The sequence below is a fragment of the Arthrobacter sp. ASL1 genome (assembly GCF_056680475.1).
Map to the genome: position 1 here is coordinate 1,029,318 of NZ_CM155284.1, position 26,328 is coordinate 1,055,645.

23 protein-coding genes are annotated in these 26,328 nt (G+C 67.8%); 10 read left to right on the forward strand and 13 right to left on the reverse strand.

What is annotated here, in order from left to right; translation table 11 throughout:
* The first annotated feature begins 20 nt into the window (after positions 1–20).
* Genes AC1MEQ_RS04880 through AC1MEQ_RS04895 form a run of 4 tightly spaced genes read left to right on the forward strand, consistent with a single transcriptional unit; the run spans position 21 to position 2,159 of the window.
* Positions 21–332, forward strand: a complete 312-nt coding sequence (locus AC1MEQ_RS04880; protein WP_479794464.1) for a thioredoxin family protein — start codon at positions 21–23, stop codon at positions 330–332.
* A 34-nt stretch (positions 333–366) separates the two neighbouring features.
* A complete protein-coding gene (locus AC1MEQ_RS04885) occupies positions 367–762 on the forward strand; it encodes a VOC family protein (protein WP_479794466.1) in 396 nt (131 codons plus the stop codon).
* Positions 763–802: 40 nt separating this feature from the next.
* Positions 803–1,483, forward strand: coding sequence for a haloacid dehalogenase type II (locus AC1MEQ_RS04890; RefSeq protein ID WP_479794467.1), 681 nt, complete (start codon positions 803–805; stop codon positions 1,481–1,483).
* Positions 1,484–1,514: 31 nt separating this feature from the next.
* Positions 1,515–2,159, forward strand: a complete 645-nt coding sequence (locus AC1MEQ_RS04895; protein ID WP_479794469.1) for an MBL fold metallo-hydrolase — start codon at positions 1,515–1,517, stop codon at positions 2,157–2,159.
* Between the two features lie 278 nt (positions 2,160–2,437).
* Here the strand turns inward: AC1MEQ_RS04895 and AC1MEQ_RS04900 are convergent, their stop codons facing one another.
* Positions 2,438–4,150 (reverse strand): ABC1 kinase family protein, encoded by a 1,713-nt coding sequence (locus AC1MEQ_RS04900; RefSeq protein WP_479794471.1) that lies wholly within the window; start codon positions 4,148–4,150, stop codon positions 2,438–2,440.
* Positions 4,151–4,155: 5 nt separating this feature from the next.
* Positions 4,156–4,698 carry a PadR family transcriptional regulator gene (locus tag AC1MEQ_RS04905; RefSeq protein WP_479796060.1) on the reverse strand — a complete coding sequence of 181 codons (543 nt, stop codon included), beginning with the start codon at positions 4,696–4,698 and terminating at the stop codon, positions 4,156–4,158.
* A 358-nt stretch (positions 4,699–5,056) separates the two neighbouring features.
* Here AC1MEQ_RS04905 and AC1MEQ_RS04910 point away from each other — a divergent pair, with 358 nt between their 5' ends.
* Positions 5,057–5,578, forward strand: coding sequence for a GNAT family N-acetyltransferase (locus AC1MEQ_RS04910; protein ID WP_479794473.1), 522 nt, complete (start codon positions 5,057–5,059; stop codon positions 5,576–5,578).
* Between the two features lie 80 nt (positions 5,579–5,658).
* Here AC1MEQ_RS04910 and AC1MEQ_RS04915 read toward each other — a convergent pair whose 3' ends face one another.
* The 3 genes from AC1MEQ_RS04915 to AC1MEQ_RS04925 all read right to left on the reverse strand — a co-directional run bounded on the left by AC1MEQ_RS04915 (position 5,659) and on the right by AC1MEQ_RS04925 (position 8,833).
* A complete protein-coding gene (locus AC1MEQ_RS04915) occupies positions 5,659–6,627 on the reverse strand; it encodes a CPBP family intramembrane glutamic endopeptidase (protein ID WP_479794475.1) in 969 nt (322 codons plus the stop codon).
* Positions 6,628–6,740: 113 nt separating this feature from the next.
* Positions 6,741–6,869 carry a hypothetical protein gene (locus AC1MEQ_RS04920; RefSeq protein ID WP_479794477.1) on the reverse strand — a complete coding sequence of 43 codons (129 nt, stop codon included), beginning with the start codon at positions 6,867–6,869 and terminating at the stop codon, positions 6,741–6,743.
* 191 nt (positions 6,870–7,060) lie between these two features.
* On the reverse strand, positions 7,061–8,833 hold the full coding sequence (locus AC1MEQ_RS04925; protein ID WP_479794478.1) for a PucR family transcriptional regulator: 1,773 nt from the start codon (positions 8,831–8,833) through the stop codon (positions 7,061–7,063).
* A gap of 128 nt (positions 8,834–8,961) precedes the next feature.
* Here AC1MEQ_RS04925 and AC1MEQ_RS04930 point away from each other — a divergent pair, with 128 nt between their 5' ends.
* Both AC1MEQ_RS04930 and AC1MEQ_RS04935 read left to right on the forward strand, forming a co-directional pair.
* Complete coding sequence (locus AC1MEQ_RS04930) at positions 8,962–10,455, forward strand: CoA-acylating methylmalonate-semialdehyde dehydrogenase (RefSeq protein ID WP_479794480.1); 1,494 nt, start codon at positions 8,962–8,964, stop codon at positions 10,453–10,455.
* A 15-nt stretch (positions 10,456–10,470) separates the two neighbouring features.
* A complete protein-coding gene (locus tag AC1MEQ_RS04935) occupies positions 10,471–11,862 on the forward strand; it encodes an aminotransferase class III-fold pyridoxal phosphate-dependent enzyme (protein WP_479794482.1) in 1,392 nt (463 codons plus the stop codon).
* A gap of 75 nt (positions 11,863–11,937) precedes the next feature.
* Here the strand turns inward: AC1MEQ_RS04935 and AC1MEQ_RS04940 are convergent, their stop codons facing one another.
* Positions 11,938–13,104 (reverse strand): 3-isopropylmalate dehydrogenase, encoded by a 1,167-nt coding sequence (locus AC1MEQ_RS04940; protein WP_479794484.1) that lies wholly within the window; start codon positions 13,102–13,104, stop codon positions 11,938–11,940.
* 98 nt (positions 13,105–13,202) lie between these two features.
* Between AC1MEQ_RS04940 and AC1MEQ_RS04945 the strand changes: the two genes are divergently transcribed.
* On the forward strand, positions 13,203–14,741 hold the full coding sequence (locus AC1MEQ_RS04945; protein ID WP_479794486.1) for an aldehyde dehydrogenase family protein: 1,539 nt from the start codon (positions 13,203–13,205) through the stop codon (positions 14,739–14,741).
* Between the two features lie 52 nt (positions 14,742–14,793).
* Positions 14,794–15,576 carry an SDR family NAD(P)-dependent oxidoreductase gene (locus AC1MEQ_RS04950; RefSeq protein ID WP_479794487.1) on the forward strand — a complete coding sequence of 261 codons (783 nt, stop codon included), beginning with the start codon at positions 14,794–14,796 and terminating at the stop codon, positions 15,574–15,576.
* 316 nt (positions 15,577–15,892) lie between these two features.
* Here AC1MEQ_RS04950 and AC1MEQ_RS04955 read toward each other — a convergent pair whose 3' ends face one another.
* From AC1MEQ_RS04955 to AC1MEQ_RS04975, 5 genes are read right to left on the reverse strand one after another with little or no spacing between them, the layout of a single operon-like run.
* Positions 15,893–17,284 carry an amidase gene (locus AC1MEQ_RS04955; protein ID WP_479794489.1) on the reverse strand — a complete coding sequence of 464 codons (1,392 nt, stop codon included), beginning with the start codon at positions 17,282–17,284 and terminating at the stop codon, positions 15,893–15,895.
* Positions 17,285–17,337: 53 nt separating this feature from the next.
* Positions 17,338–19,140, reverse strand: coding sequence for a dipeptide ABC transporter ATP-binding protein (locus tag AC1MEQ_RS04960; RefSeq protein WP_479796062.1), 1,803 nt, complete (start codon positions 19,138–19,140; stop codon positions 17,338–17,340).
* Between the two features lie 14 nt (positions 19,141–19,154).
* Positions 19,155–20,012 (reverse strand): ABC transporter permease, encoded by an 858-nt coding sequence (locus AC1MEQ_RS04965; RefSeq protein WP_479794491.1) that lies wholly within the window; start codon positions 20,010–20,012, stop codon positions 19,155–19,157.
* A gap of 10 nt (positions 20,013–20,022) precedes the next feature.
* Entirely contained in the window at positions 20,023–20,970 is a 948-nt protein-coding gene (locus AC1MEQ_RS04970; RefSeq protein ID WP_479794493.1) for an ABC transporter permease, read from the reverse strand.
* 21 nt (positions 20,971–20,991) lie between these two features.
* On the reverse strand, positions 20,992–22,521 hold the full coding sequence (locus tag AC1MEQ_RS04975) for an ABC transporter substrate-binding protein (RefSeq protein ID WP_479794495.1): 1,530 nt from the start codon (positions 22,519–22,521) through the stop codon (positions 20,992–20,994).
* A gap of 219 nt (positions 22,522–22,740) precedes the next feature.
* Between AC1MEQ_RS04975 and AC1MEQ_RS04980 the strand changes: the two genes are divergently transcribed.
* Positions 22,741–23,490 carry a FadR/GntR family transcriptional regulator gene (locus tag AC1MEQ_RS04980; RefSeq protein ID WP_479794497.1) on the forward strand — a complete coding sequence of 250 codons (750 nt, stop codon included), beginning with the start codon at positions 22,741–22,743 and terminating at the stop codon, positions 23,488–23,490.
* Positions 23,491–23,587: 97 nt separating this feature from the next.
* On the opposite strand, the gene AC1MEQ_RS04985 is transcribed toward AC1MEQ_RS04980, so the two are convergent.
* Together AC1MEQ_RS04985 and AC1MEQ_RS04990 are read right to left on the reverse strand one after the other, a co-directional pair.
* The gene (locus tag AC1MEQ_RS04985) at positions 23,588–25,024 is read right to left on the reverse strand and encodes an amidase (RefSeq protein ID WP_479794499.1); all 1,437 of its coding nucleotides are present in this window, start codon (positions 25,022–25,024) and stop codon (positions 23,588–23,590) included.
* Complete coding sequence (locus AC1MEQ_RS04990; RefSeq protein WP_479794501.1) at positions 25,021–26,304, reverse strand: M20 family metallo-hydrolase; 1,284 nt, start codon at positions 26,302–26,304, stop codon at positions 25,021–25,023. Before AC1MEQ_RS04990 ends, AC1MEQ_RS04985 begins: the two co-directional genes overlap by 4 nt.
* Positions 26,305–26,328: the final 24 nt, after the last annotated feature.

Consider the following 26,328-nt stretch of genomic DNA (forward strand, 5'->3'; position numbering starts at 1 on the left):
GATAGGTGGAAAATGGATTCATGAAGGTTGAACTCCTGTGCATCGAAGACTGCCCGAACTCCGACGAAACCCAGGCTCGGATTGTTGCTGCCCTGGCCGAGGCAGGCAGGCCGGATGTGGAGGTGATCCGCACGGTAGTGGAAGGTGCAACCGACGCGGGGGCCTCGTTTGCCGGCTCCCCCACGATCACGCTCGACGAGGTGGACCTCTTTCCCGGAGCCGCCCCGGTCAGCGAATTGTCCTGCCGCGTATACCAGACCCCGAACGGGCTCGCCGGACTACCGACCGTGGAACAGATCCGCGCCAGGATCCAAGAACGCATCGCCCACTGACCGATCCGTCGATGAAGACGTTTAGGCTGAAGACATGAAAATCCACCTGACGAGCGTGATGGTCGACGACCAGGCCAAGGCCGAGAAGTTCTACACCGAGGTCCTCGGCTTCGTGGTCAAGCACGACATCGACCTGGGAGCCGACCGCTGGCTGACCGTGGTCTCCCCCGAGAACCCCGACGGCACCGAGCTGCTGCTCGAACCCAGCGGGCACCCGGCGGCGAAACCGTTCAAGGACGCCCTGGTGGCAGATGGCATCCCCTTCACCCAGTTCGCCGTCGACGACGTCCACGCCGAATTCAAACGCATGAGCGCCCTCGGCGTGCGCTTCACCCAGGAACCCACCGACATGGGCCCGGTGACCACCGCAGTCTTCGACGACACCTGCGGCAACCTCATCCAGATCGCCACGCTCCCCGCCGGGGCATGACGGCGACCACCCAGGCCCACCCCCGGGAGGCAGATCATCCATGAAACACACCACCATCCTGTTCGACGTCAACGAAACACTGTCGGACATGACGCCCATGTCCCAGCGGTTCGTCGACGTCGGCGCCCCGGGCAGTCAGGCCACTCTGTGGTTCGCCCACGTCCTGCGCGACGGCTTCGCCCTCACCTCCTCCGGTGACCTGGCCACCTTTGCCGACATCGGAGCAGAAATCCTGCGGGGGATGTTCGCATCGATCGAGTTGGACCGCGACACCGAGGCCGCGGTGCGCCACGTCATGGAAGGCTTCATGGCCCTCGGTGTGCACGAGGACGTCCCGGAGGGGATTCGGGGATTGGCGTCGGCCGGCTACCGGCTCGCCACCTTGAGCAATGGCTCGGTCAAGGTCGCCCAGAAGTTGCTGGGTGATGCGCAGGTGCGCGATCAATTCGAGCTGCTCCTCTCCGTCGAGGACGCTCCGCTGTGGAAGCCGGCAGCCGCCGCATACCGGTACGCGGCCACCACATGCCGGTCCGAACCGTCCGGCATGGTGCTCGTCGCCGTGCACCCCTGGGACATCCACGGGGCCTCCCGGGCAGGGCTGGCCACGGCATGGCTCAACCGCACCGGTGCCGGCTACCCCGCCCACTTCCGGATCCCCGACTACACGGTGTCCAGCCTCCGGGAGTTGCCGGCCGAACTGGGTCGTCGCAGCAGCCCTTGACAGGGATTTTAGCCGCGGCCTACTTTGACCCATGGACTCCCCCGGTTCGACCAGCGTCACGGCCGTCCATGTTGGCGATCTGCTCGCCGAGGGCGAGCTAATGCCCGTCTACGTGCACGTCATCGACCATCCCGACGGGCGCGTGCTCGTCGATACCGGGATGACCCGGCTCCATCCCGCGGTGGCCGACCTCGACCCCCGCCTGAAACCGCTGGACCAGCAGGACTTTGACCTCGCCGGCGTCGACATCGTCGTCAACACCCACCTGCACTTCGACCACTGCGGTGGCAACCACCTCTTCGCAGGGCGGCCAATATACGTTCAACGCCAGGAGCTCGAGGACGCCCGCACCCACGACGACTACACGATTCGTGAATGGGTCGATCCGTCCGGTGTGGAATACGTGCCCGTCGACGGCGAGCTCGAGCTGCTCCCGGGGATCCGCCTTGTGCCGGCACCCGGCCATACCCGCGGATCCCAAATCGTCGTCATCGAGACCGGTCAACACCCGGTCATCATTGCCGGTGACACGGCCGTCTGGTTCGGAGAGCTCGATGAGCCCCAGACCGAGGGCCAGCACCTGATCCGTTCACTCGACCCTGCGCACGTGTGGCTCGCGCACACGCACCAGCCCTGGCGACCCGGGACGCCCGACGAAGCTACATCGCGGGTTTGACCTGCGAAGGACCGCCGGCAGGGCGGTCACGGTGTCGCCGACCCTTTTCCCGTGGCCCTCAGACACCTCGGCCCCCACGATTGCGGCCAGCAGGCCCGGGAAGCCCTCCTTCTGGCACGGACCGGCTGACCGGCAGCTCGAGGGCGACCGAATGCATATTGACTGTGATGCGTACATTCGCAGCTGTCGCAAAGAACCTCACAGCGTCCCCGCCACCACGGGCCGGGGCCACGCTGCGTGGCGGGAACCGCACCATTCTGCGGCACGAGGCGGGATGCCTAGGGTCCGCGGCGCCCCACCCACAGGCCGTGCGCCAGCGGCAGTACCGATACGCCCATCAGCACGGTTCCGAGCACCTGGTCATCCGGCCGGACCAGCGCTCCGGCAACGAGCAATGCAGCGAAGACCAGCGCCGAGATGGCCCGGCGCGCCGTCCGCTCGAGCCGGGCGACCTGGCGTTCGAGGCGCGGGGTGGCCACCGCGAGCGAGCCGTCCTCCAACCGGGCGACCAGCCCGTCCAGGCGCCGGGGCAGCCGCACCGCCATGCCCGCCAGCTCAACGGCCTGTTGGGAAACGTCCTGCACGATGTTGCCGCGCTCCTCGCGCAGCAGCTGTGCGGCATAGGGTTCGACGGTGTCCCAGAGATTGAACTGCTGGTCCAGCGAGCTGCAGACGCCGGACGTCAAGGACATCGCGCGGATGATGAGCAGGAAGTTCTCCGGCAGCTGGAAGGGCAGGGAGCGGACCACGTCGCCGAATTCGACGGCGAAATCCCGGAATTCGCGCGGATCCACCTCGCGCAGTTCGGCGAAGCCCATCCCGCCGAACCGCGCGAACAGGTGCGTCATGGCACGCTCGAGCTCCGCGGTATCGGACGAGGGCATGAGCACGCCGACCTCGCCGATGGCGGACACCAGCCCCTTGCCGTCGCGCGACGCGGCGGCGATCAGCAGTTTTCGCAGCCCGCGCCTGGTGCTGGGCGGGACCTCCCCCATCATGCCGAAGTCGATGAACGTCAGCTTCCAGGCCCGCCCGGCCGCCGATTCGCCGGTGGGGGTGACGAAGATGTTGCCGGGGTGCGGATCGGCGTGGAAGAAGCCGCTGCCGAACAGCTGGTCAAACATGACCGAGGCGAACGCCGGCGCCACCTGCGCCGGATCGATGCCCGCAGCGCGCAGTCCCTCGAGGTCCGTGATCTTGATGGCCGTGACGTCTTCGAGCGTCAGCACGCGGCGGCTGGTGCGCTCCCAGACGATACGGGGCACCGCGACATTGTCGTTCCCGGCGAACTCCTCGGCGAAGCGCTCGGCTTGCGCGGCCTCATGCAGGTAGTCAATCTCCTCGAGGCTGGTCTGCGCGAATTCCTCGACCAACGCCGGCATGTCCGCGCGGCGGGATACCAGGCGGATGCGGCTCAGCCAGCCGCCGACCTTGCGCAAGGCGGCGAGGTCCACGTCGACGATCGCCTCGATGCCCGGGCGTTGGACCTTGACGATGACCTCCGCCAGACCGGCGTCGGCAGCGGCCTCGGGGAGCAGGTGCGCCCGGTATGCCTGGCCCAGCGACGCGGCGGCAACCGGTGTCTCCTCGACCCAGGTGAACACGCGATCCAGCGTCGTCCCCCATTCGGCCTCGGCGAGGGCGCGCACTGCGGAAAACGGGACCGGGGGCACCTCGTCCTGCAGCCCCTCCAGTTCCGCGGTGATCTCCGGCGGCAGCACATCGAGCCGGGACGAGAGGAACTGCCCGACCTTGATCATCAGGCCGCCCAGTTCCACGGCCAGCGCGTGGAAGCGTTGCGCGAAGCGGCGCATCCGCCGCGCCCGCGAACGCTCGGCGACCCCGGCCAACCCGATCCGGGGCAGGAACAGCTCGAACCACCAGATCATGGCCAGGTGCCAGGCCGCGAAACGCAGGATCCGGCGGTATCGTGCGCGGGTGTTCCCGGCGCCCGATGCCGGATGTGCCGGGCGAGGACCCACCGACGCCACGTGGGTCAGCCTTGGGCGAGGATCGAATACAACCGCCGGCGCGCCTCGTCGAGCACCGCGACGGCCTCCTGCACTTGTTCCGGCGAGCCGGTGCGGCCCACTTGCGAGGCCGCCTGGGCGAGTTCGAAGCCTGCCTTGGGCAGGGCCGCGAAAGCGGTGCCCGGCGCGGATCCCGCCGGCTCCCACGGTGCCGGGCCCTCGGCGTCCGCCAGTTCCTCACGGCCCGCCTCGGTCAGGGAGTAGATCTTGCGCCCGTTCGATTCCTCGGCGCTGATGAATCCCTCGTCGGAGAGCAGCTGCAGGGTCGGGTAGACGGAGCCGGCACTGGGTTTCCAGTTGCCACCGCTGCGCTCTTCGATCTCGCGGATGATCTGGTAGCCGTGCATCGGCCGTTCCCCGAGCAGCGCCAGCACTGCCGCGCGCACCTCGCCGCGTCCCGCACGGGTGCCCGAGCGCTTTTCGAACCGTGACCGCAGGTCCTCGACGGCCTGCCACACGCCATCGAAGTTGGCCCCGCCGAATCCGCCAGTCGGTTGTGAATTGTGCATCATGGTCTCCTCCGTCGTTCGCCACCGATCGGGTAGCGATACTCAACGATATATCGCTGAGTCTGCGGTGCCTAGGGCCGGAGGCTGGCCACAACGTCCCCCGGGAGACGTCCCCGGGCGTCCCTGCGGCGCCGGATGTCCGGCGGAGTCACCTCCGCCACCGCGGGGCCGTTCTTCCGCCGGATTGCGAAATACTCCTGCTATCTGCTTATGCTGTAACCGGTTCAGCAGCGGGCCTCCACTTCTGTCAAGGAGCCGTGTTCCTCTGAACCCTTCAATCCCCTCGCATCGATGCCGCGTGGCCCCCACCGCGGATCCCTCGCCGGCCGCCACGCCCGCGACGGAGGTGGCGTAGCGCATGCCCATCGCCATCGAGAACATCCGCGAACAGTTCCAGTACCAGATCTTCAAGGCTGGCGAACTGGCGGGATTCGTCCAGTACAGCATGGACGGTGCGGACATGTGGGTTCTGCACACCTCCATGGACCGCCGTTTCAAGTCGGCACTGCTGACTGACATGCTCATCCACCACGTCTTGACGGACGCGCACGCCAGCCGGCTGGCGGTCCTGCCGTTTTGCCCGGCGGTGCGCGCCTTCATCGCGGAGCATCGGGAGTACGCCTTCCTCGTCACGCCCGAATGGCAGGACCGCATCCCCTCGCCCGCCCACCACAAGGCCGAAGCGGACTCCACCATGCCGCTCGACTTCGTCCGGCTGACGGGCTCGCGTCGCACCCAGCACCTGGACACGACGTTGGGTTCCGTGGACGTCACCCAATACATCAGCGGCGAACCCGGTTCCATCGCGCTGGCCCACCTGCGGGATCCCGAGGCCCTCGCCCAACTTCAGGATCCCGAGCAGCAACCGGCCGAGGGGTAGCGCATACTGGTCCACGACGGCGGCGCGGGATTTGCGCCGCCGTCCTGCATTCGGCGGTCGGGTATACCGCTGCCGCGATGCTAGCGCGTGGACGCCAAGCCAGACCTCAACCAGGTGGTCCGTTGGATTTTCCGGTTCCGCGCCAGGCGGGTAATGACGAGGATGGACGCTGCCAGCATCGCCATGGAAATGAGCAGGTCCACGAACCCCACGTCTTCGGCGTTGGCGTCCACGGCACCGAAGGCGACGAGTACGAAGATGCCCGTGTTGTTGGCGATGTGGAGGGCAATCGCGGCCTCGAGTCCGCCGGTGCGCCAGGTCAGCCAGCCGGCCGCGACGGCAAAGAGCGCGACGTCGATCATGCCCAGCAGTTCGTAGTCGTGGCCGAGCACGAACAGCGGCACGGGCACCAGGATGGCGAAGGCAGGATGCCGTAGCCAACCGCCCAAGGTCTGCATCAGGTACCCACGGAAGACATATTCCTCGGCCGTAGCCTGGATCGGCACGAGCACCAGCGCCACGGCCAGCACCACCAAGGTGCCCGTGCCGTCGAACCGCGCAGCAGGGTCGCCGGCGCCGGCACCGGGAAGGGCCAGGGAAATCCCCTGGGCGATCAGCGTGACTAGAAAGGCCACGCCCAGGCAACGCAGCAGCCACGTCCACCGGATGCGGCCGGTAATCGACGACAGCAGCCCCAGGGGTTTCGCCCCCAGCACCAGCGTCGCCAACCAGAGGGCGGGCCACATCAGGATGATGGACGACAACGTGACGACCAACGTGAAGGGGTCGTTCAGGTCCAGCGTGTCCGGGCCGCCGAAGAAGCCATCGACCGCGCGTCCGAGATCTGGGATGATCATCCCGGCAATGAGCAGGATGACCATACTTATGAGGAAGAACGCGGCGTAGAAACCCGCGCCCAGTGCGCCGACCACCAGCGGCTTCCACCAGCGGTAGGCGGGCCACACGCGCGTCAGACGGTGGTAGGCCAGCCCTGGCAGATCGGTGTCTCCGGGGGCTTCCGGACGGTGGATGTCGGCGGAATGTGTCATGGCGACCATTCTTCCCCGCGGAAGTGGCGGCACCCGTCTTCCGTCCGGACGATCTTCGGAGTGGTCCCGCTGTACGATCCCCGTCATGACAATATTGCGCCGGCGGCCGGGCATCAGCCGTTGGTGGGGGCTGCCCACCGCGGCTGCGGCCAGGATCGTCCACGCGCGATGTAGACCAGTCCCACCCAAAACAACATGGCCGCGGTATTACCCATGACGTCCTGGGGTTTCAGCTTGGACATTGGCTAGCGCCATCGAAGCAATCGGTCGTGGCGCCGCCTTGAGGCCGATACACCTGCGTCAGCTCGAGCCGGGGTCGGCCCGGCATTCAGCGCGGAAAGTTCCGGCACCGCGGCATCAAAGGCCGACGCAAACTCCCCAGGTCGTCCGCTGCACGGGTTCCGGACCCTATTCCGTGGGGTTGGCGCCACGTTCAGCGCCGAGGCAAACGGCGGCCCGTCTTGGACTGCTGCAGCCACAGGATCGCAACGTGCAACGCGGTGCGGGATTCCGGGTCGTCGAGCGATACGCCGAGTTTCTGCTCGAGGCGGGCCAGCCGCGGGTAGAGCGCCTGCCTGCTCATGTAGCCCGAGCGCGCCAACTCTGATTTGTTGCCTCCATGGCTCAGGAACGCCTCGAGGAGTCCAAGTGAGGCGTCGTCCCCGGCCTCGAGCAGGCCGGAGAGTTCCGCGCGGGCAAACAGGCGTACGCGGGGGTCCTCGGCGAGCACCGAGAGCAAACCGCGAAGCCGTACGTCGGCGAAGCGGTAATAGCGGCGCTCCCGGATCTCGAGGGTCGCCGCGATTTCGGCCACCTGGTGGGCCTCATCCAAGCGTCCGGCCGCATTCACCAGCGAGCCGCTCGACGCACCAACTCCGACAGAGGCCCGGGCCAACTCCGGCATGGCGGTGCCGAAGATCCGTTCCAACCCCGGCGATTCGAGTTCACGGGCGGGCACGGACAGCAACAAGCCCACGGCGCCCGCATGGATACTCGCCGCCAACACCGGAAGACGCGCCGAGGCCGCCGCGCCCTCCACCCAACCGAGCAATTCGCGCTCGCGCAGTTGGAGACCCGTCGGCGATTCGGCCGGGCCCCTGTCCAACCGGACGACCACGGGGACATAGACCGCGCCTTCGGCCAGCCCCAGGGCGGCGGCACGGGCCAGCGCTTCCTTCTCCCCCGGCGCCGGCGATTGGCGGAGTTCGTGCAGCAGCCCGGATCGGGCCTGGTGCAGCAATTCGGCACGATCCCGGCCGGCCATGCGGGCCATCGTCAACGCCTGGCCGGCACGTTCCAGGACCTGGACGGCATCCGCTTCATCCGCACGCCTGGCGGGGACCACCAGCCGACCCCACCGCTGACCGGTGACGCCGACGGGGGTCTGGAGCCATGAACCCCCTGCACCATCGGCCACCTCCCCCGCGTCGCCGTCACGACCGGCCGCCGCGGCGCCGGGACGTGGGGCATCGGCGGTCGTCGCGCCGCTGAAGGGGATCAGTCGGGACTGCTCCTGCCACCCCTCCAGCACCTCGACCGATCCCCTCCCGGCCGCATTGAACGAAAGCACGCGATGTCCGCCGTCCTCAAACACCACGGGCACGTCGAGCAGCTCCGCCGTCTGATCCACGATGTCCTGCTCCGTGGCGTGGCGCAGGCTCAGCGACGTGTAGACCTCGTGGACGTGGCGGGCCCGCTGCAATCGCGAGAGCTGCTGGTCCATCAGCATGCGGTGCACCTGCTCCGTCACCTGCACGTAGCGGACCCGGGAATGCAGGAGGACGACGGCGCCTGTGGAACCCCGTGCGGCTTCCCGGATGGTGGCGGCAGAACGCTGCGCGTCGACTCCACCTCCGCCGACGATCTCCACCACCACCGCGGCAGCGCCTGCAGTGAAGAATCGCTTCAAGAAGTCCCGGGCCGCCGGAACCGAGTGGCGGAAGCTCATGCCCGTCGTCAGGACGAGTTCCCCGCCGTCCAACAGTGCACTCGTTTCCGCATCCTCGGCAATGTGCACCCACCGGACGGGGCGGGGTAGTGCATCGGCGCCGGCCAGGACCTCGGGATCGCCCCTTTGGAGCACGTCCATCGCCAGCACGTCGGCCACTCTCAATCCGGTGGCGGGAACACCGGACGCCATCGGGTGTTCGGAAGGCACCGTGCCGACGGCTTCGTCAGCGGGACCGGCTGTGGACGAGTTGGTCATTGACACACTGTATCGCCAATCGGAAAACCCTTGACGAGTTGTCTGTTCACAAGGTGTCCGCCAGCGAGCACGATAGGTGGTAACGCCGCGCGTCCCCGCGGCCACCGAAGCGTCGAAAGGCCCACCCCATGCAGACTGTCTCCCACTGGATCAACGGCTCCACGGTCGATCCCGACCCAGGCGGACGCTTCGCCGATGTCACCAACCCGGCCACCGGCAAGGTCACCTCGCGCCTGGCCCTGGCCGATCAGGAAACGGCCATCGCGGCCATCGCCAGCGCCCGGGCCGCCTTCCCCGCCTGGCGCGACACCTCACTGACCCGCCGCGTGCAGATCCTCTTCAACTTCCGCGAACTGCTGAACCAGCGCAAGGGGGAGCTGGCGGCGATCATCACCGCCGAACACGGAAAGGTCCTCGATGACGCCCTGGGTGAGATCGCGCGCGGCCAGGAAGTCGTCGAATTCGCCTGCGGCATCCCCCACCTGCTCAAGGGCGGCCACACGGAAAACGCCTCCACGAAGGTCGATGTCCACTCCATCCGCCAGCCGCTCGGTGTCGCCGCGATCATCTCCCCGTTCAACTTCCCGGCCATGGTGCCCATGTGGTTCTTCCCGATGGCCGTCGCCTCCGGCAACACGGTCATCCTCAAGCCCAGCGAAAAGGACCCCACCGCGGCGAACTGGATGGCCGAACTCTGGAAGGAAGCCGGCCTGCCCGACGGCGTCTTCACCGTCCTGCACGGTGACAAGGTGGCCGTTGACGCGCTGCTCGATTCGCAGGACGTGTCCTCGGTGTCCTTCGTGGGATCCACACCGATCGCCCAGTACGTCTACGAACGCGCCTCCGCCACGGGCAAACGGGTCCAGGCGCTCGGCGGGGCGAAAAACCACATGCTGGTGTTGCCCGACGCCGATCTGGACCTGGCCGCAGACGCTGCCGTCAACGCCGGATACGGCGCCGCGGGCGAACGCTGCATGGCCATCTCCGCGATCGTGGCCGTCGAATCCATCGCCGACGCACTCGTGGCCAAGATTGCCGAGCGCACCCGCGGCCTGCGCATCGGCGATGGCACCCGCGGAACCGACATGGGGCCGCTGATCACCGCGGCACACCGCGACAAGGTCGCCGGCTACATCGACGCCGGCGAAGCCGACGGCGCCACGCTGGTGCTCGATGGACGCACCTGCACCCCGGATGCCGAAGGCGACGGCTTCTTCCTGAACCCGAGCCTGTTCGACCATGTCGGCACCGACATGTCCATCTACACCGACGAGATCTTCGGCCCGGTCCTGTCCGTGCTGCGGGTACCCGGCTACGACGAGGGCGTCGAGCTGATCAACAACAGCCCCTTTGGCAATGGCACCGCGATCTTCACCAATGACGGCGGTGCCGCACGGCGCTTCGAGAACGAGGTCCAGGTCGGCATGGTCGGGATCAACGTACCCATCCCGGTTCCGATGGCCTACTACTCCTTCGGCGGCTGGAAGAACTCGCTGTTCGGCGACACCCACGCGTACGGCGACGAGGGCGTGCACTTCTTCACCCGCGGCAAGGTCGTCACCACGCGCTGGCTGGATCCCAGCCATGGCGGCATCAACCTCGGCTTCCCCCAGAACTCCTGACGAAAGGGACCCACCATGAGCACCCAGGCATTGAACAGCACGACGACGGGGCCAACCGAAGCGGAACTGGCTGCGGGACGCCGGGCCCACGAACTCGACCGCGCCCATGTCTTCCATTCCTGGTCCGCCCAGGACCAGCTCACCCCGATGACGATCACCAAGGCCTCCGGCTCCGAGGTCTGGGACGGGGAGGGCAACCGTTTGATCGACTTGTCCTCCCAGCTGGTGAACACCAACATCGGCCACCAGCATCCCGCCGTCGTCTCCGCGATCCAGGAGCAGGCCGGCAAGCTGTGCACCATCGCCCCGTCCCACGTGAACGACGCCCGCTCCGAGGCCGCCCGGCTCATCAGCGAGCTGGCACCCGGGGACCTGAACCACGTGTTCTTCACCAACGGCGGTGCCGATGCCGTGGAGCATGCCATCCGCATGGCCCGCCTGCACACCGGCCGGCGCAAGGTCCTCGCCGCCTACCGCAGCTACCACGGCGGCACGGACCTGGCGGTGAATGTCACCGGGGACCCGCGCAGGTTCCCCAACGATGACGGAGGCGCCGGCGTCGTGCATTTCATGCCCGCCTACACCTACCGGTCCTACTTCGGCTCCACGACGGAAGCCGAGGAGACCGAGCGGGCGCTGCGCCACCTCGAGGACATGATCATGCTGGAGGGCGCGGGGAACATCGCGGCATTGATCCTCGAGTCGATCCCGGGCACGGCGGGCATCTACCTGCCGCCGCCCGGCTACCTGCACGGGGCGCGGGAACTGGCCCGCAAATACGGGATCATGTACATCGCCGACGAGGTCATGGCCGGGTTCGGGCGCAGCGGCGAATGGTTCGCCGTGAACCACTGGAACGTGGAGCCGGACCTGATGGTCTTCGCCAAGGGCGTGAACTCCGGCTACGTCCCGCTGGGCGGCGTGCTCATGTCCGATGCGGTCTTCGATACCTTCCGCAACCGCGCCTATCCCGGAGGGCTCACCTACTCCGGGCACCCGCTGGCCTGCGCCGCAGCCGTGGCCACGATCAACGCCATGCGGGAGGAGGCCATGGTGGAGAACGCCGCGCGGCTCGGTGAGCACATCATCGGCCCGGCCCTGCGGGCGATGGCCGAACGGCACCCCTGCATCGGCGAGGTCCGCGGCACGGGCTGCTTCTGGGCGATCGAGCTGGTCAAGGACCGCGGGACCCGTGAACCGCTGGCACCGTACGGTGGCTCCTCGCCGGACATGAACGAACTGGTCGCGGCCCTGAAGGCCGGTGGCGTCCTGCCGTTCGCCAACTTCAACCGCATCCACGTGGTCCCGGCCCTGAACATCCCCGACGATCTCCTGCGCGAGGGCCTCGCGGTTCTGGACCAGGCGCTGGACATTGCCGATGCAGCGGTGCAGGAGACGGCACGGTAGGACGACGAAAAGGGCGAGTAGCCGCAAGGACAAAGGCCGGTGCCTTCCGCGAGGGGACGGTACCGGCCCTGCCCGTCAGCGCTTCGCGGCTAGCGCCATGCCGTCCATGACCGAGCAACCCGCGAGCAGCGGCATCGATCCCGCCGCCGCCTCCTCCAGTGCCCCGGCCATGCGCCGGCCAACGTCTTGGGTGGATCCACCCATCCCCTGCCGGCCGGGCCCGTCCATGGTTCCCAGGACATGCACGACGGCGGTTTCCACCGCGCGCGCGGCATCCGCCTCGCCGAGGTAGGCCAGGCACATGGCCAGCGACAGCACGGCCCCTGCAGGATTGGCCAGGCCCTGGCCCGCGATGTCCGGAGCCGAGCCGTGGATCGCTTCGAACATGCTCGGCGCGTTCCCGTCCAGGTTCAGGTTCGCGCTCGCGGCCACGCCGAGCCCGCCCTGGATCACGGCGCCCAGGTCAGTGATGATGTCCCCGAAGAGGTTGTCGGTGACGACGACGTCGAAGCGCTCCGGGGTCAGGGGAAGGTGGAAGCACATCGCGTCCACGTGGACGTAGTCGGTCTCCACCTCCGGATAGCGTGCGGCGACGTCGTTCACGGTGTCCTGCCACAGCTTTCCGGCCTCGACCAGGATGTTCGTCTTATGGCACAGCGTGAGCTTGCCGCGACGCGCCGAGGCCAGCCGGAAGGCGTAATCTACGACGCGCTCGACACCGGCGCGCGTATTCACGGACTCCTGGACGGCCACGGCGTTCGGCGTCCCGGCGTGCACAGTGGACCCGCGGCCGACGTACGCGCCCTCGGTGTTTTCGCGCACGATGACCATGTCGCAGCGTTCGGGTTCCAGGTCGGCAATCGGCGTCGCGACCCCGGGGTAGAGGCGCACGGGGCGCAGGTTGACCGCTTGCTCGAAGCCCTGGCGCATCGCGAGGATGAATCCGCGTTCAAGGATCCCGGGGGCCACGGACGGGTCGCCCATGGACCCGAAGAGAATGGCGTCCTTGCCCTGGAGCCGCTCGCGCATGGCCCCATCGAAGAGCTCGCCAGTGGCCAGGTAGTGCCGCGCCCCGGCGGGGATCAGCTCGCGATCGGTCGAAAATCCGAAGAGCGACTCCGCAGCGTCGAGCACTTCCAACGCGCAGCCGGTGACCTCGGGGCCGATCCCGTCCCCCGGCACGACGGCCAGTGAGTACTTGCGCTGTTCCGACGCATAAGCGTTCCCGGATGTCATTGTCATTGCCTCCACCTCAGCATAGCTAGTAGTCTGCTTATATTACTGGTAAGACCACTCAATCAACAGAGGGCCGCCGTCAGAGCCCGGAACAGGACCAGCCCATGGGCGTGCATTCCCCCTTCCCCACCGGACTGGCCGCAACCCTGCCGATTGGCAACGCGGGCATCCCCGCCCCTGCGCAGACGGAGGTTCTCTTCCCCTACGACGGTTCAGTCATCGGCCACGCTCCGGTCGGCGATTCCACCAGCGCGGCCCTGGCCCTGGACGAGGCCAGCACCGCGGCACGGGACATCGCCGCGGCCGCCACCGGCACCCGCAGGTCGCTGCTCGCCGGCATCCACGATGCCCTGGCCGGCCGCGCCGACGAGCTGAAACGGCTTCTGGTGCTGGAAACCGGCAAGCCCGCCATCGACTGCGGCGTGGAAATGGCCCGAACGCTGACCACCTGGCAGGCAGCTGCCGAGGAGGTGTCGCGCATGACCGGCGAGACCGTGCCACTGGACCTGCAGCCGTTGGGCGCCGGCATGCTGGGTTACTACACCCGCCGCCCGGCCGGCGTCGTCGTCGGCATCGCCGGCTTCAATTACCCCGTTCTGCTGGCCAGCCACAAGATCGCCCCGGCCCTGGCGGCGGGCTGCCCAATCATCATCAAGCCCTCCCCCGACACGCCATTGGCCACCCTGTGGATGGTCGAGCTGATTCGCGACGTCCTGGAGGCGCACGGGCTGCCCCGCGCCACCGTGCAACTGGTCAACGGAGGCGTCGACGTCGGGGAAACGCTGGTCGAGGACCCGCGCGCGGCCGTCGTCTCCTTCACCGGGTCGGCCGCCGTCGGGCACCGGATTGCCCGCTCCGCCGCGCCGCGCAAGGTGGTGCTCGAACTGGGGTCGAACACCGGCCTCATTGTCGACGCCGATGCCGACCTCGACGCGGCCGTGGACGCCGTCATACGCGGCGGGTTCTACGCCAACGGCCAGGCCTGCATCTCGGTGCAGCGGGTGGTGCTCGTCCAGGACATCGCCGCGGACTTCACGGCCAAACTCGCAGACCGCCTGCCCGAGGTCCTCGTCGGGGACCCACGGGATGCCCAGACGCGCGTGGCGCCGGTCATCAACGCGGCTTCCGCGGAGCGTATTACCGCCTGGGTGGACGACGCCGTGGCCGGCGGGGCGCGCATCGTCGCCGGCGGCGTCCCTGGGCCCGACCACGCCGCAGCCGCGGCGGGCGGCCATGTCCCGGCAGCCGGTGCGGTGTCGGAGTCCCCGCGCCACACGAACGCCTCGCTGGTCCATCCAACAGTGCTCGCCGGCGTCGCGCATGATTCCCCGCTGTGGTGCGAGGAGGTCTTCGGTCCCGTCGTGTGCCTGGACACCGTCGCCACCATGGAGCAGGCCATCGATCTGGTCAACGACTCGCGCTACGGTTTGCAGGCCGCGGTCTACACGCGCTCACTAGCCAATGCGTTCGCCGCGGTGAACCAACTGGAGGTCGGCGGCGTCGTCGTCAACGAGATCCCTGGATTCCGCTCGGACATCATGCCGTACGGCGGGGTCAAGGATTCGGGCATCGGCCGCGAGGGACCGCGCTGGGCCATCGAGGAATTCACGGTCTCCCGCATGGCCATGATCCGCCCCGCCTGATTTGTACTCCACCAACTATCCGTACCATCCGGCATTTTCGAAGGGACCACCCATGGGCACAGGAACCGACTACGGCAGGCTCTTCCGATTGGACGGGCGAACCGTCATGATCATCGGCGCCGGAAGCGGCATTGGCCGCGAATCAGCCCTCGCACTGGCCGCGCACGGCGCGCACGTCATCTGCGCCGACCGAAATCTCGACGCTGCCGCCGAGACCGCGGCTCTGGCCGGCGGCGGCGCCGACAGCCGCGAACTCGACGTCACCGACGCCGACTCGGTGGCAGCCGCCGCGGACGCGCACCCGGACCTCGATTCGCTGGTGTTCACGGCCGCGACCAACGTGCGCAAGCGCATAGCCGACTATTCGATGGAGGAGTTCGACCGGGTGGTGAACCTGAACCTCCGGGCCTCCTTCGCGCTTATCCGGGCGTTCGCCCCCACCATGGCCGCGCGCGGCGGTGGCTCGATCACGGGTTTCACATCCATCCGGGCATCGGTGGTGGAACCGGGCCAAAGCGTCTATGCCGCCACCAAGGCCGGACTGCTGCAGCTGTTGAAGACCGCCGCCGCCGAATTCGGGCCCCAGGGCGTGCGGGTGAACGCCATCGCGCCCGGTGTGGTGGAAACCCCACTGACGGCGCAGATCACCGCTGACCCGGAGTGGTACGACGCCTACGCGTCCAAGAGCGCGCTGGGCCGCTGGTCCCGACCCGGGGAACTGGCTGGCGCCGTCGTCTACCTGTGTTCGGACGCCGCCAGCTTCGTCACCGGCACCACGCTGACCGTGGACGGCGGATGGACGGCGATCGACGGGCGCTTCACCCCACCGGCCTGACGTTTGCGCAGAATCCGGGAATCCTCCAGCGGGAACGCGGGCAACACCGCCTTCCGGTCCGTGGGCAGCGCGGTTTCGCGGACATCGGCCCCCGCACCTCCCGGCCTTGACCGGCCGACCCTGCGGTGTCGGTTGCAACCACCGCCATCCACGGAGATCCGGGTTCTGGAAAAGCCGCGCCATGACGTCGCCCGGGCCCCGGCCGGGCTGGCGGCCCGCGCATCGGGCCAGCGCCCGGGACAGTTGACGACGACACCGGGGCACTGTGCCATGACCTGCCGGCAAACCGCGCAGCAGCCCCAATAACCATGCGCCGCTACGGGATCAGCGACCAATCCGGAGCCGCGTCGCCGCGCACCGTCTCGTACCAGGCCGCCGACGCCAGCACCCTGTCGTCCGCGCCGACCCGACCGGCCAGCTGCAGCCCAATGGTGCGCCCGTCGGAGGTGAAGCCGCAGTTCACGGTCGCAGCTGGCTGACCTGACATGTTGTAGGGCAAGGTGAAGGAAATGTGCGCCATGGGGAGGTCCGGATCGTTGACGGGCATGGGGTCCTCAGCGGGGAACGCGGCCATCGGAGCGACCGGGGAGAGCACCAGGTCGAAGGGCGCGGTTGCGGCACGGGTGACCTGCTGGACCTCGGCAAAGCGGTGGTAGTGGCGCATGGTCGCGGCGCCGTCATAGTCCTTTCCACCGGAGCACCAGCGCGCGACGTACGGCAGCACCTTCTCCCGGGCTGACGGGTCCAGGGCGCTGTAGTCCGCCCAGGAGCGGGTTCGCCAGAAGGCGTCGATACCGGCGAGCTGCTCGGCGGTCATGAACGGGGACAGTTCCACAACGGTGGCCCCGGCGGCCGCGAAGAGCTCCCCGGCGCGCTGCACGGCGGCGGCCGTCTCCGGCTCCACCGGGGCCCCGGATCCGGCATCGAGTTGCAGCGCCACGCGCAACCCGGCGGGGTCGGCCGGGCCCGCAGCCCAGTCCATGGCCGGGTAGGGGCGGGTGGAGTAGTCCCGGGCATCGGGTCGGGCGATGACGTCCATCAGCAGGGCGGCGTCGGCGGCCGATCGGGCCAGCGGGCCAGCGGCCCGGCCCAGATACGGAGCATGCAGCGGCACGAGTCCGGCGCTCGGCTTGAGCGTGGCCAGCCCGGCCCAGGTCCCCGGGAGCCTGATGGAACCGCCGATGTCGGTGCCCACGTGCAGTGGCCCGTACCCGGCAGCTGCCGCGGCGCCGGCGCCGGCGCTGGATCCGCCGGTTGTCAGTGCGGGGTCCCAGGCGTTGCGGCTGATCCCGTGCAGCGACGAGACCCCCGAGGAGAGCATTCCCCAGTCGGGCATGGTGGTGGAGCCGAGGATGACCATGCCGGCCTCCAGCAGCCGGTCCGTGATCGGGGCATTCTCCGTGGCCACGGGCGGGTTGGGCAGGGCAGTGCCGGAGGGAACGGGGATGCCGGTACGGGGGATGTTCTCCTTCACAGTGACCGGCACGCCATCGCACGCCGAGAGCTGCCGGCCCTTGGCCCAGCGGGTGGCGGAGGCCTCCGCGTCGCGGCGCACCTGCTCCGGGTCGTGGCGGTAGAACGCGTTGAGCACCGGCTCGCGCTCGGCGACCCGGGCCAGCACCGTCTCGGCGACCTCGCGCGGGTCCAGCCCCCGGCGATAGCCGGCGGCGAGGTCCGCTGCGGAAAGGTCAAGCGTTTGCTGCGTCATTTGGGGGCTCCTTGGTGCGTTCTGCGGGTCGATCGGTGCGGTGGCGGCCGCCGTCATTCGGGTTGGTCGTCGACCAGTTCGCGGGCCAGTACCTCGGCGCGCAGGTTCATCGAACTGGCGACGAGCTTGCGGGTGTAGGGGTGCTGCGGATTGGTGTAGATGGCCTCGGTGTCCCCCGCCTCGACGATTTCTCCGCTGCGCATCACCACGACGCGGTCGCAAAGATGGCGGACCACCGCGAGGTCGTGGGAGACGAACACCAGGGTGAGCCGGTACTGCTCGACCAGGTCGGACAGCAGGTTCAGCACCTGCGCGCGGACGGAGACATCCAGCGCGGAAACCGGCTCATCGGCGACCAGGATCCGCGGGCGGCAGATCAGCGCGCGGGCGATCGAGATGCGCTGGCGCTGGCCGCCGGAGAACTGGTGCGGATAGCGATCCAGGGTCTCAGCGCCGAGCCCGACGGCGTCGAGCATCTCGGCGGCCATGGCCCGGAGTTGGGCGGGTGTTTCGTTGCGCCCGGGCACCAGCAGCGGCTCGGTGACGATGTCGGCCACCTTCATCCGCGGATCCAGCGAGCCCATCGGGTCCTGGAAGACAATCTGCAGTTCCTGGCGCAGCTGCACCAGGTCCGCCTCGCGGGCGCCGGCGACCTCATTGCCGGCGACGACGGCGGAACCAGAGGTCGGGCGGTCCAGTCCGGCCAGGATGCGCAGCAGCGTGGTCTTCCCGGATCCGGATTCACCCACGACGCCCAGGCGTTCCCCCGCGCGGACCTCGAAGTCTACCGACTTGAGCGCGTGCACCGCGGTCGGCTTGCCGAACAGCGACGTGCGCCCGCGGGTGTAGGTGCGGTCCAGGTTGCGGACGCTGATGACCGTCGGCTTTGCCGGTTGTGCGGGCAGGACGGCGGCCGCCGCGGCATCCGCGGCATCCGCGGCAGAGCGCACACGGGCTTCCTCTACCGTCGGCGGGATATAGGCCTCGGAGGAGGCGACGGTGAACAGCTTCCCGTCGCGATCGGTGGCTTCCAGGTCGCTGGCCGCGAGCAGACCGCGCGTATAGGGGTGCCGGGGACGGGAGAAGATGTCCTCCGTGGCTCCCTGTTCGACGATGCGGCCCTTGTTCATGACCAGCACCCGGGTGCACATGTTCGCCACGACAGCCAGATCGTGGGTGATGAACAGCAGGCCGGTGCCGCGCAGAATCACCGACTCCAAGACCAGGTCCAGGACTTGGCGCTGGACCGTGACATCCAGTGCGGTGGTGGGTTCGTCGCACAGAAGCAGTGATGGGTCGTTGGCCAATGCCATGGCGAGCATGACGCGTTGGCGCTGCCCGCCGGAGAGCTGGTGCGGGTAGGCACGGGCGGCCTCTGCGGGGTCGGGCAGCTTCACCGAGGCGAGCATCGCGATCGCCTTCGCGTGGGCTTCGCGGCGCGAGGAGACGGTCTTGTGCTGCAGCATGATCTCGGCGACCTGTGCCCCGGCGCGCATGAGCGGGTTGAGCGCGGTGAGCGGCTCCTGGAAGACCATGGCCATGTCGCGACCGCGGATCCGGCGCATCGTGGTGTCCGGTGCGTCCACGAAGTTCGCCTCGTGGCCTGCCAGGGTGATCGCCCCGGTGGCACACAGACCGTCGGGCAGCAGGCCCATCAGCGCCGTGCTGGTCAGCGATTTCCCGGATCCGGATTCACCGATCAGGCCGATGCGCTCGCCCTGGGCCATCGCGAAGTTGACGTCCTCCACCAGCGTGAACCCGCCGGTCTCCACGCTGAGGTGTTCAACGTTCAGCAGCGTGCCAGCCGGTGCGACGTCGTCGTGCGCGGCGGCAGGCCGACCTGTCGTGCCGGGCATCTCCTGCGGCGTGCTCATCGTCGTTCCCCGTTCAGTTTCGGATCGAAGCGGTCCCGCAGGCCGTCCCCGAGCATATTGAATCCCATCACGGCGATAGCGATGGCTGCCCCGGGCCAGACGGCCATCATCGGCTCGGTGCCCCAGAATTGCTGCGAGGCCTGCAGCATGCGGCCCCAGGACGGAATCGGCGGGGGCGTTCCCAGCCCGAGGAAGGACAGTGCGGCCTCGGCGAGCACGGCGAGTCCGAAGGTGACCGAGCACTGCACCACGACCATCCCGACGATGTTCGGCATGACATGGCGCGAGGCAATCCGTGGCCCCGGCTGCGAGGACGCACGTGCCGCCTGCACGTATTCGGTGCTCATCACCTGCAGCGTGCCCGAACGCGCTACGCGGGCGAACCCGGGGATGGAGCCGATGCCGATGGCGACCATTGCCGTCATCGTGCTGGCCCCGAAGACCGCGGAAAACACAATGGCGACCAGCAGTGCTGGAAAGGCGAGCAGTACATCGGCGAAGCGCATGGTCACCTCCTCGACGGCACCGCGCTTCATGCCGGCGATGATGCCCAGCGGGGTGCCGACCAGCAGGGCGATCGCCACCGCCGCCAGGCCGACGAGTAGCGTGATCCGGGCCCCGGCGAGGATCGCCGAAAATATGTCGCGGCCGAACTGGTCAGTGCCCATCAGGTGCTCGGGGCCGGAGCCCTGGAGCCGGTCCGCCGGCATGGCCTGCACCGGGTCGTAGGGCGTCCAGAAGATAGACAGGATAGCGGCGAACAGCACCAAGCCCACCAGGACCGCGCCGATGATCATATTGATGCCCCACCGGCGTCGTGCCTTTGCCGGAATGAGCGCTGTCGAGGTGGTCATCACGTGCCCCTTAGGCCGATTTTCGGATGCGCGGGTCGACGACGGTGTACAGGACGTCGACGGCCAGGTTGATGATCAGCGTGATGCCTACCAGCACCATGACGATCGATTGGACGGCGAGCATGTCCCGGTTGGCCACCGAATCCAAGAGCATGGAGCCCAGCCCCGGGATCGCGAAGACCTTCTCGATGACCACCGCTCCGATGATCAGGGCGGCCATCTGCACCGAGGTGACGGTGATGACTGGAATCGCCGCATTGCGCAGCCCGTGCCTGACCAGGGCCTGCATCGGGGACAGCCCCTTTGCGCGGGCGGTGCGAAGGTAGTCCTCGCTCATGACCTCCAGCACGGCCGAGCGCACGTAACGGGTCAGGATCGCTGACTGCACAGACGCCAGAGCAATGACCGGCAGCGTGACCCGGGACAAGAAGTCGGCGAAGTCCCGGCCCGGGGGCGTCCACCCATTGGCCGGGAACCAGCCCAGCCCCAGGGCGAAGACGACGACGAGCATGATGCCGGCCAGGAAGCCGGGGATCGCGATGCCCAGCTGGCTCACCGCGCTGACGATTGCCCCGGAGGCCTTACGGTGCTTGACCGCCGCCAGCGTCCCGAACGGGATCGAGATGATCAGCGACAGCAACATCGCCAGCACCACCAGGATCAGCGAGACCTGCACCCGGTCGGCGATCAGCGGGCTGATGTCGCTGCGCGTGACGAATGACGTGCCGAAATCACCGGACGGAAGGCCGGACACCCAGTCGAAGTACTGCACGACCAGCGGGCGGTCGGTCCCGAATTCATGTTGCTTCTGGGCCAGCAGTTCCGGCGTCGCATGCTCGCCGAGCGCAATCCGGGCCGGGTCGCCAGGGACCGCCCGCAGGAGCAGGAAGACCATGACGGTCGCGGCGATGAAGGTGGCCACGAACCGCAGCAGGTTCGTGAGGATTCTGGGAATCATGCGGGTGGTCCTCCCTTGCGGTTACTTCCAGCCGATGTCGGTCAGGTCCAGGGCCTCGGTGACCTGGTTGGCCGGGATGCCGGTGACGTCCGCCTTGGCGACGACGACGTTCGGGAAGATGAACAGCGTGTCAGCCCCGGCGTCGTCGACGATGCTGCGCACGACCTTCTTCATGCCGTCCGCGTACCCGCCTTCATCCGCCTGGTCCGCCTTTTCGGCGAGCGGTGCGATCTTCGAGTTGTCGAAGCCGAGGTAGTAGTCGGGGTTGTTGAACATGGTCAGCACGTCCCGTGCCTCCACGGCCAGCACCACGGACATCTGGTAGTCGTGCTTCGTGAACACCTTGTCCAGCCAGACAGCCGGGAATTCGGCGGTCTCTATCGTGGCGTTGATGCCGACGTCCGCCAGCTGCGAGACCACAATCTCGGAGATCGCCGCGGCGTAGGGACGGGTCGGGACCGTGAACGTGATGTCCAGGTTCTGGACCCCGGCTTCCTTGAGCAGGGCCTTGGCCTTCTCCGGGTTGTGCGGGTATACGCCGTTCAGGTCCTCATAGTAGGGGTCGGTGGGCGGGACGGGACCGCCGACGACCGTGCCCAGTCCGTTCCAGGCGGTGTCGACGACAGCTTGGCGGTCGATCGCGTACATGACGGCCTGGCGGACGCGCACGTCGTCGAACGGCTTGGCCTTGTTGTTCATCGAGAGGACGATCTCGCCGTTGGAGGTTCCCTCAATGACCTGGTAGGCGGGGTCGCTCTGGAAGGAGTCCACCAACTCGGGGGCCTGCATGTTGTAAACGACGTCCACGTCACCCGAGCGCAGGGCGTTGGTCGTGGCGATGGCGTCGCCGAAGTAGCGCAGGGTCGCGTTCTTGACCTTCGGAGCGGTGCCCCAGTATTCGTCGCGGGCGGCGAGTTCGATCGAGGCGCCCTTGGTCCAGGATTCGAGTTCGAACGGGCCGGTGCCGATCGCCTGGTTCGCCAGGTCGTCCACTCCAGAGGGGTCGAACATCGCGCCGACGAGGGAGGTCATGTTGAAAAGCCAGGCATTGGAGGGCTGCTTCAGCGAGACCGTGACCTCAGTGGGCGAATTGACGGTGACCTTGTCCACGATGTCCATCTTGGACTTCATGCCGGAGACCCATTTGTCCGACTGCACACGCTCAATGGAGAACTTGACGTCATCGGCGTCGAACGCCTCGCCATTGGAGAACTTGACGCCATCCTGCAGCGTGAAGGTGTAGTCCTTGCGATCCGGGGACAGCTCCCAGGACTTGGCGAGCAGCGGCTGGATCTTCCCCTCCTGGTCCACCTCGACCAGGCCCTCGTAGACGTTGGACATCAAGGCCTGCGGGATCGCGGCGCCCGCCGTCGTGGTGAAGTCCAGGTTCACCGGCTCGCCGGTGAGTGCGACGACGATGTCGGTTTTCGCTCCACCGCTCGCGGCATCGCCGGCGCCTGAGCCCGCATTGCAGCCGGTCAGGGCCAGACCCGCAGTGACGGCCAGTGCCGATAGGGTCAGTGTTTTCTTGCCTAGGCTGCGCAATGGCATGTCCTGGTCCTTTGCTAGTACGACGTCCTGATCCGTGAACTGTTCGGTCGCCCGCGCACCTTCCGGAGTGCCGACCATTCCATTGTGATGGAGGTTACAACAGAAAGCACGAATATTTCTACCCAGTTCGATGGTAAGACCAGTTTGGGTAGTGCCGAGTATGCTGGAGCCAGCGCCGCATGCCCAGCGCCCACGTCCGCACCACCGAGAGGCAGCACCGTGACGACGCAATTCACCCCGGCCGTTCCGGTCCGCACCTACGAGCGGGTCGTGGAACAGATCGAGACCGCCATCACCTCGGGCAGCATCAGCCCCGGCGACCATCTACCCTCCGAACGCGAACTCATGATCCAGTTCTCCGTCTCCCGGCCCACGATCCGCGAGGCGCTGCGCGTGCTGCAGTCCATGGGGTTGGTTGAATCCAAGCCCGGCGGACGGGGCGGCCCGAAGGTACTCGAGCCCTCCCCCGCCACCATGATCCGCTCCTTCGCGACCATGGTGCGGTTGGACTCACTCTCCATGACAGAGCTGGTGCAGTTTCGTCTGGTGCTCGATTCCTCGGCCTGCCGACTGGCGGCCGCGCTGCACACCGAAGGCCAACTGGAGCAGATGCGCTCGTGCATCGAGCGCATGGAGACGGAGGTTGGCAAGGACGCAGAGGCCTTCGCCCGTGCGGACATGGATTTCCACCTCACCGTCTGGGAGGCCAGCGGCAACGCCCTGCTGGCCATGTGCGGACGCGCCGTCGGCGGGGCGATCCTGGAACTGATCACCCAGCAGCTCAAGTCCTCCGGCTCCACCGAACGAACCGAGGCCGAATCTGCGGCCCTGGACCGCGGTATCTTCGACGCCATTGCCGCCGGGCTGCCGGCGGAGGCCGGGCGCCGAGCACGCCAAGCCATCCATGACCGCTACGCTTCGCTACTGCCGGCCTCGGACGCCCCCGGCTTGGACGCCCTGTTGGACTAAGCGGGATGCCGTGACGGGACCGCACTCACCGCCCGCGAAGCCGAAGCCCGAATGGCATGTTCATGGCCGTCTCCGTCCACACCAGCGGGTCCCCACCCTAGATCGGCGGGAACCTCCCCGCCCAGGGCCGGACTTCCTCGATCGCGGCACCGACCCGGAACACCGTGTGGTCGTCGTACGGGTGACCGACGATCTGCACGCCGGTGGGGATGCCGACGTCGGCCATGCCGCTGGGCACGGACAGTACCGGGCAACGGTTGGCGATATTGAACGGCGCGGTCATGTGGGCCTGCCAGTAGTGCTCCAACTGCGTTCCGCCGACGTCGATGCCCTCGAGGTAGTCGCCGTCCGCTTCCAGGGCGGGGATTGCCGAGGCCGGCGCCAAGAGAACGTCAAAGCCGACCATGGCGGCCGCCAGCTCCGCCTGGATCCGATGCTCCTCGCCCAGGGCATCAAAGAGCGTATGCCGCTCAGCGGCGGCCCGGGCATCGGCCATGAATTGGCGGGTGTAGGTGGCGAGCAGTTCCTCACTGCCCGCGGTGGCCTGTTCCATGGCGGGACCCAAAATGTGCCCGAAATGCGTGAAGATCGTTTCGCCGATGCTCCGGCTACTCCAGGGCAACTCGATCTCCTCGACCACGGCGCCGGCGGCGGACAGTGCCGCGGCGACGGCCCGGGTATTGGCCTCGACGTCGGGAGCGACCGGGTAGTCCCCCAGGCGGATGCACAGGGCGATCCGCAGGCCGTCGACGGCTGCCGGCTCGGTGGGAATGGGCGCGGCGGTGGCTACGGTGTTGTGGTCCGCCGCGTGTGGTCCGGCCATCACATTGGCCAGTAGCGCCGTGTCCGCCACCGATCGGGCCATCGGCCCGTCCCCGCGGTACCAATCCGATGCGAGCGGACCGAGGCCGGGTATGCGGCCGTAGGGGGCCTTGAAGCCCACGGTGCCGGTGAACGACGCCGGCAGACGCGTCGAGCCGGCGATGTCGGAGGCCGTGGCCAGCGGGGTCATGCCGGCGGCCAGGGCGGCGCCCGAACCACCGGAGGAGCCTCCGGGCGAATAGTCAGGGTTCCACGGGTTGCGGGTCACCCCCCACATGGGGCTGTGGGTCACGGTCGCACAGCTGAATTCCGGTGAGGTGGTGCGGGCATGGATGATGCCACCCGCAGCCAGGATGCGGTCCACCACGGGGTGGTGGGCGGTGGCACGGACGCCGGATTGGGCGAGAAGGCCCTGGCTCAAGGTGCGCCCGGCGATGGCGTGCTTTTCCTTCGCCGCCACCGGGAGCCCGAGCAGTGCCGACCCGGAATGACTCGCTGCATCGCGGTGCTCCGGTCTCCGCCCATAGTGTGCCTCGGCGCTGCGGGCGGCGAGGAGTGCGTCGTCGAACATGGTCTCGGTGAACGCATTGACGGAAGGGTTTGCCGCTGCAGTCCGGTTGATGACCGCTTCCATCAATTCGACCGGCGACAGCTCGCGCGAGCGGAACAGTGCCAGCGCCTCGGCGGCGCCCAGGTAGTGCAAGGTCGTCATTGTCCGGCCGCCGCACCGACCCGGGCATCATGCGCGTCATCTGTCGCAGGCGCCAACGCGCCGCCGACCAGTTCCATGGCAACTGCGGCCAGGGCATCAACACCGGCCACCATGTCCGCGTCCGTGGTGAATTCGCGTTCACAATGCGAGACCCCGTCCACGGAGGGGACGAACATCATGACCGACGGAACGAGCTGGTTCATCGCCACCGAGTCGTGTCCGGCCATGGTCTGGATGCGCCGCACACCCAGCCCCAGGTTGGCGGCGGTCTTCTCGACCAGTTCCACCGCCGACTCCGGAAAATACTGGTTGGCACGGATGTCGAAGTCCCGCACGTTGATGCGGATATCGTGCTCCGCGGCCAGCTCCTGGATCTGCCGAAGCAGGGTCGACCGTGCTGCCTTGACGATTTCGGGACTGTTCGACCTCAGGTCAGCGACCAGACGCACCCGTCGGGCGACGACGATGGGCGAATTGGGTTCCAGTGTCAGCTGCCCCACGGACGAGACCAGGGCTTCCGGGGCAAAGTCGCCCGTGACGTCGTGGACCATGAGGATGACCTTCGACGCGGCGACGAGGGCGTCGTGGCGATCCGCCATGGCCGTGGCACCGGTGTGTGACTGTTCGCCGAGAACCTCGATGTCCAGTTTCTGCGTGTACCAGCTCGCATCGACGGCGCCGATGGCCAGTCCCTCACGCTCGAGGATGCGCCCCTGTTCGATGTGGATCTCGGCGTAGCGGGCCACCTCGGGCGCCCGGTCCTCGCCCAGATAGCCGATGGACGCCAGCGCCTCCCGCACGCTGATGCCCTGGAGATCGCGCACGTCGAGCATTTCCTGGGCGTCCATGATTCCGGCGTAGACAGAGCTGCCCATGATGGAGGGGGCGAAGCGCCCGCCCTCTTCGTTGAACCAGTTGACCACTGCGAGGTTGAAGGGCGGCGTCTCCGGGGCCGTTTCCATTTCCCGTTCGACCCGCTGCGCTGCGTGCAGGGCGGCAACCACCCCGTACGCCCCATCGAAACGACCACCCAACGGCTGGCTGTCCAAATGCGAGCCCAGCAGGACGTACGGAGCCCCGGGCCGAAAGGTCAGCAGTGCGAACATGTTGCCAATGCGGTCCACGCGCACCTCCCAGCCGCGGGCTGCTGCAAATTCCTTGAACCAGTCGCGGGTTTGGCGGTCTTCGTCGGTGGCTGCTTGTCGATCAACGCCGTGGTCGTCGGTGGCGCCAATCGTGGCGACATGGTGGAAATCGTGCAGGAACGCTTCTGCGGTCATCGTGGTGCTTCCTCGGTCTAGTGG

What these genes read in the sequence shown, in the direction of transcription:
- AC1MEQ_RS04880 (WP_479794464.1), top strand. Translation starts at nt 21, where the DNA reads ATGAAGGTTGAACTCCTGTGCATCGAAGACTGCCCGAACTCCGACGAA.
- AC1MEQ_RS04925 (WP_479794478.1), bottom strand. Translation starts at nt 8,833, where the DNA reads ATGACCAACTCGTCCACAGCCGGTCCCGCTGACGAAGCCGTCGGCACG.
- AC1MEQ_RS04915 (WP_479794475.1), bottom strand. Translation starts at nt 6,627, where the DNA reads ATGACACATTCCGCCGACATCCACCGTCCGGAAGCCCCCGGAGACACC.
- AC1MEQ_RS04990 (WP_479794501.1), bottom strand. Translation starts at nt 26,304, where the DNA reads ATGACCGCAGAAGCGTTCCTGCACGATTTCCACCATGTCGCCACGATT.
- AC1MEQ_RS04905 (WP_479796060.1), bottom strand. Translation starts at nt 4,698, where the DNA reads ATGCACAATTCACAACCGACTGGCGGATTCGGCGGGGCCAACTTCGAT.
- AC1MEQ_RS04940 (WP_479794484.1), bottom strand. Translation starts at nt 13,104, where the DNA reads ATGACAATGACATCCGGGAACGCTTATGCGTCGGAACAGCGCAAGTAC.
- AC1MEQ_RS04930 (WP_479794480.1), top strand. Translation starts at nt 8,962, where the DNA reads ATGCAGACTGTCTCCCACTGGATCAACGGCTCCACGGTCGATCCCGAC.
- AC1MEQ_RS04970 (WP_479794493.1), bottom strand. Translation starts at nt 20,970, where the DNA reads ATGATTCCCAGAATCCTCACGAACCTGCTGCGGTTCGTGGCCACCTTC.
- AC1MEQ_RS04985 (WP_479794499.1), bottom strand. Translation starts at nt 25,024, where the DNA reads ATGACGACCTTGCACTACCTGGGCGCCGCCGAGGCGCTGGCACTGTTC.
- AC1MEQ_RS04910 (WP_479794473.1), top strand. Translation starts at nt 5,057, where the DNA reads ATGCCCATCGCCATCGAGAACATCCGCGAACAGTTCCAGTACCAGATC.
- AC1MEQ_RS04955 (WP_479794489.1), bottom strand. Translation starts at nt 17,284, where the DNA reads ATGACGCAGCAAACGCTTGACCTTTCCGCAGCGGACCTCGCCGCCGGC.
- AC1MEQ_RS04965 (WP_479794491.1), bottom strand. Translation starts at nt 20,012, where the DNA reads ATGACCACCTCGACAGCGCTCATTCCGGCAAAGGCACGACGCCGGTGG.
- AC1MEQ_RS04920 (WP_479794477.1), bottom strand. Translation starts at nt 6,869, where the DNA reads ATGTCCAAGCTGAAACCCCAGGACGTCATGGGTAATACCGCGGCCATG.
- AC1MEQ_RS04895 (WP_479794469.1), top strand. Translation starts at nt 1,515, where the DNA reads ATGGACTCCCCCGGTTCGACCAGCGTCACGGCCGTCCATGTTGGCGAT.
- AC1MEQ_RS04885 (WP_479794466.1), top strand. Translation starts at nt 367, where the DNA reads ATGAAAATCCACCTGACGAGCGTGATGGTCGACGACCAGGCCAAGGCC.
- AC1MEQ_RS04890 (WP_479794467.1), top strand. Translation starts at nt 803, where the DNA reads ATGAAACACACCACCATCCTGTTCGACGTCAACGAAACACTGTCGGAC.
- AC1MEQ_RS04935 (WP_479794482.1), top strand. Translation starts at nt 10,471, where the DNA reads ATGAGCACCCAGGCATTGAACAGCACGACGACGGGGCCAACCGAAGCG.
- AC1MEQ_RS04960 (WP_479796062.1), bottom strand. Translation starts at nt 19,140, where the DNA reads ATGCCCGGCACGACAGGTCGGCCTGCCGCCGCGCACGACGACGTCGCA.
- AC1MEQ_RS04950 (WP_479794487.1), top strand. Translation starts at nt 14,794, where the DNA reads ATGGGCACAGGAACCGACTACGGCAGGCTCTTCCGATTGGACGGGCGA.
- AC1MEQ_RS04945 (WP_479794486.1), top strand. Translation starts at nt 13,203, where the DNA reads ATGGGCGTGCATTCCCCCTTCCCCACCGGACTGGCCGCAACCCTGCCG.
- AC1MEQ_RS04975 (WP_479794495.1), bottom strand. Translation starts at nt 22,521, where the DNA reads ATGCCATTGCGCAGCCTAGGCAAGAAAACACTGACCCTATCGGCACTG.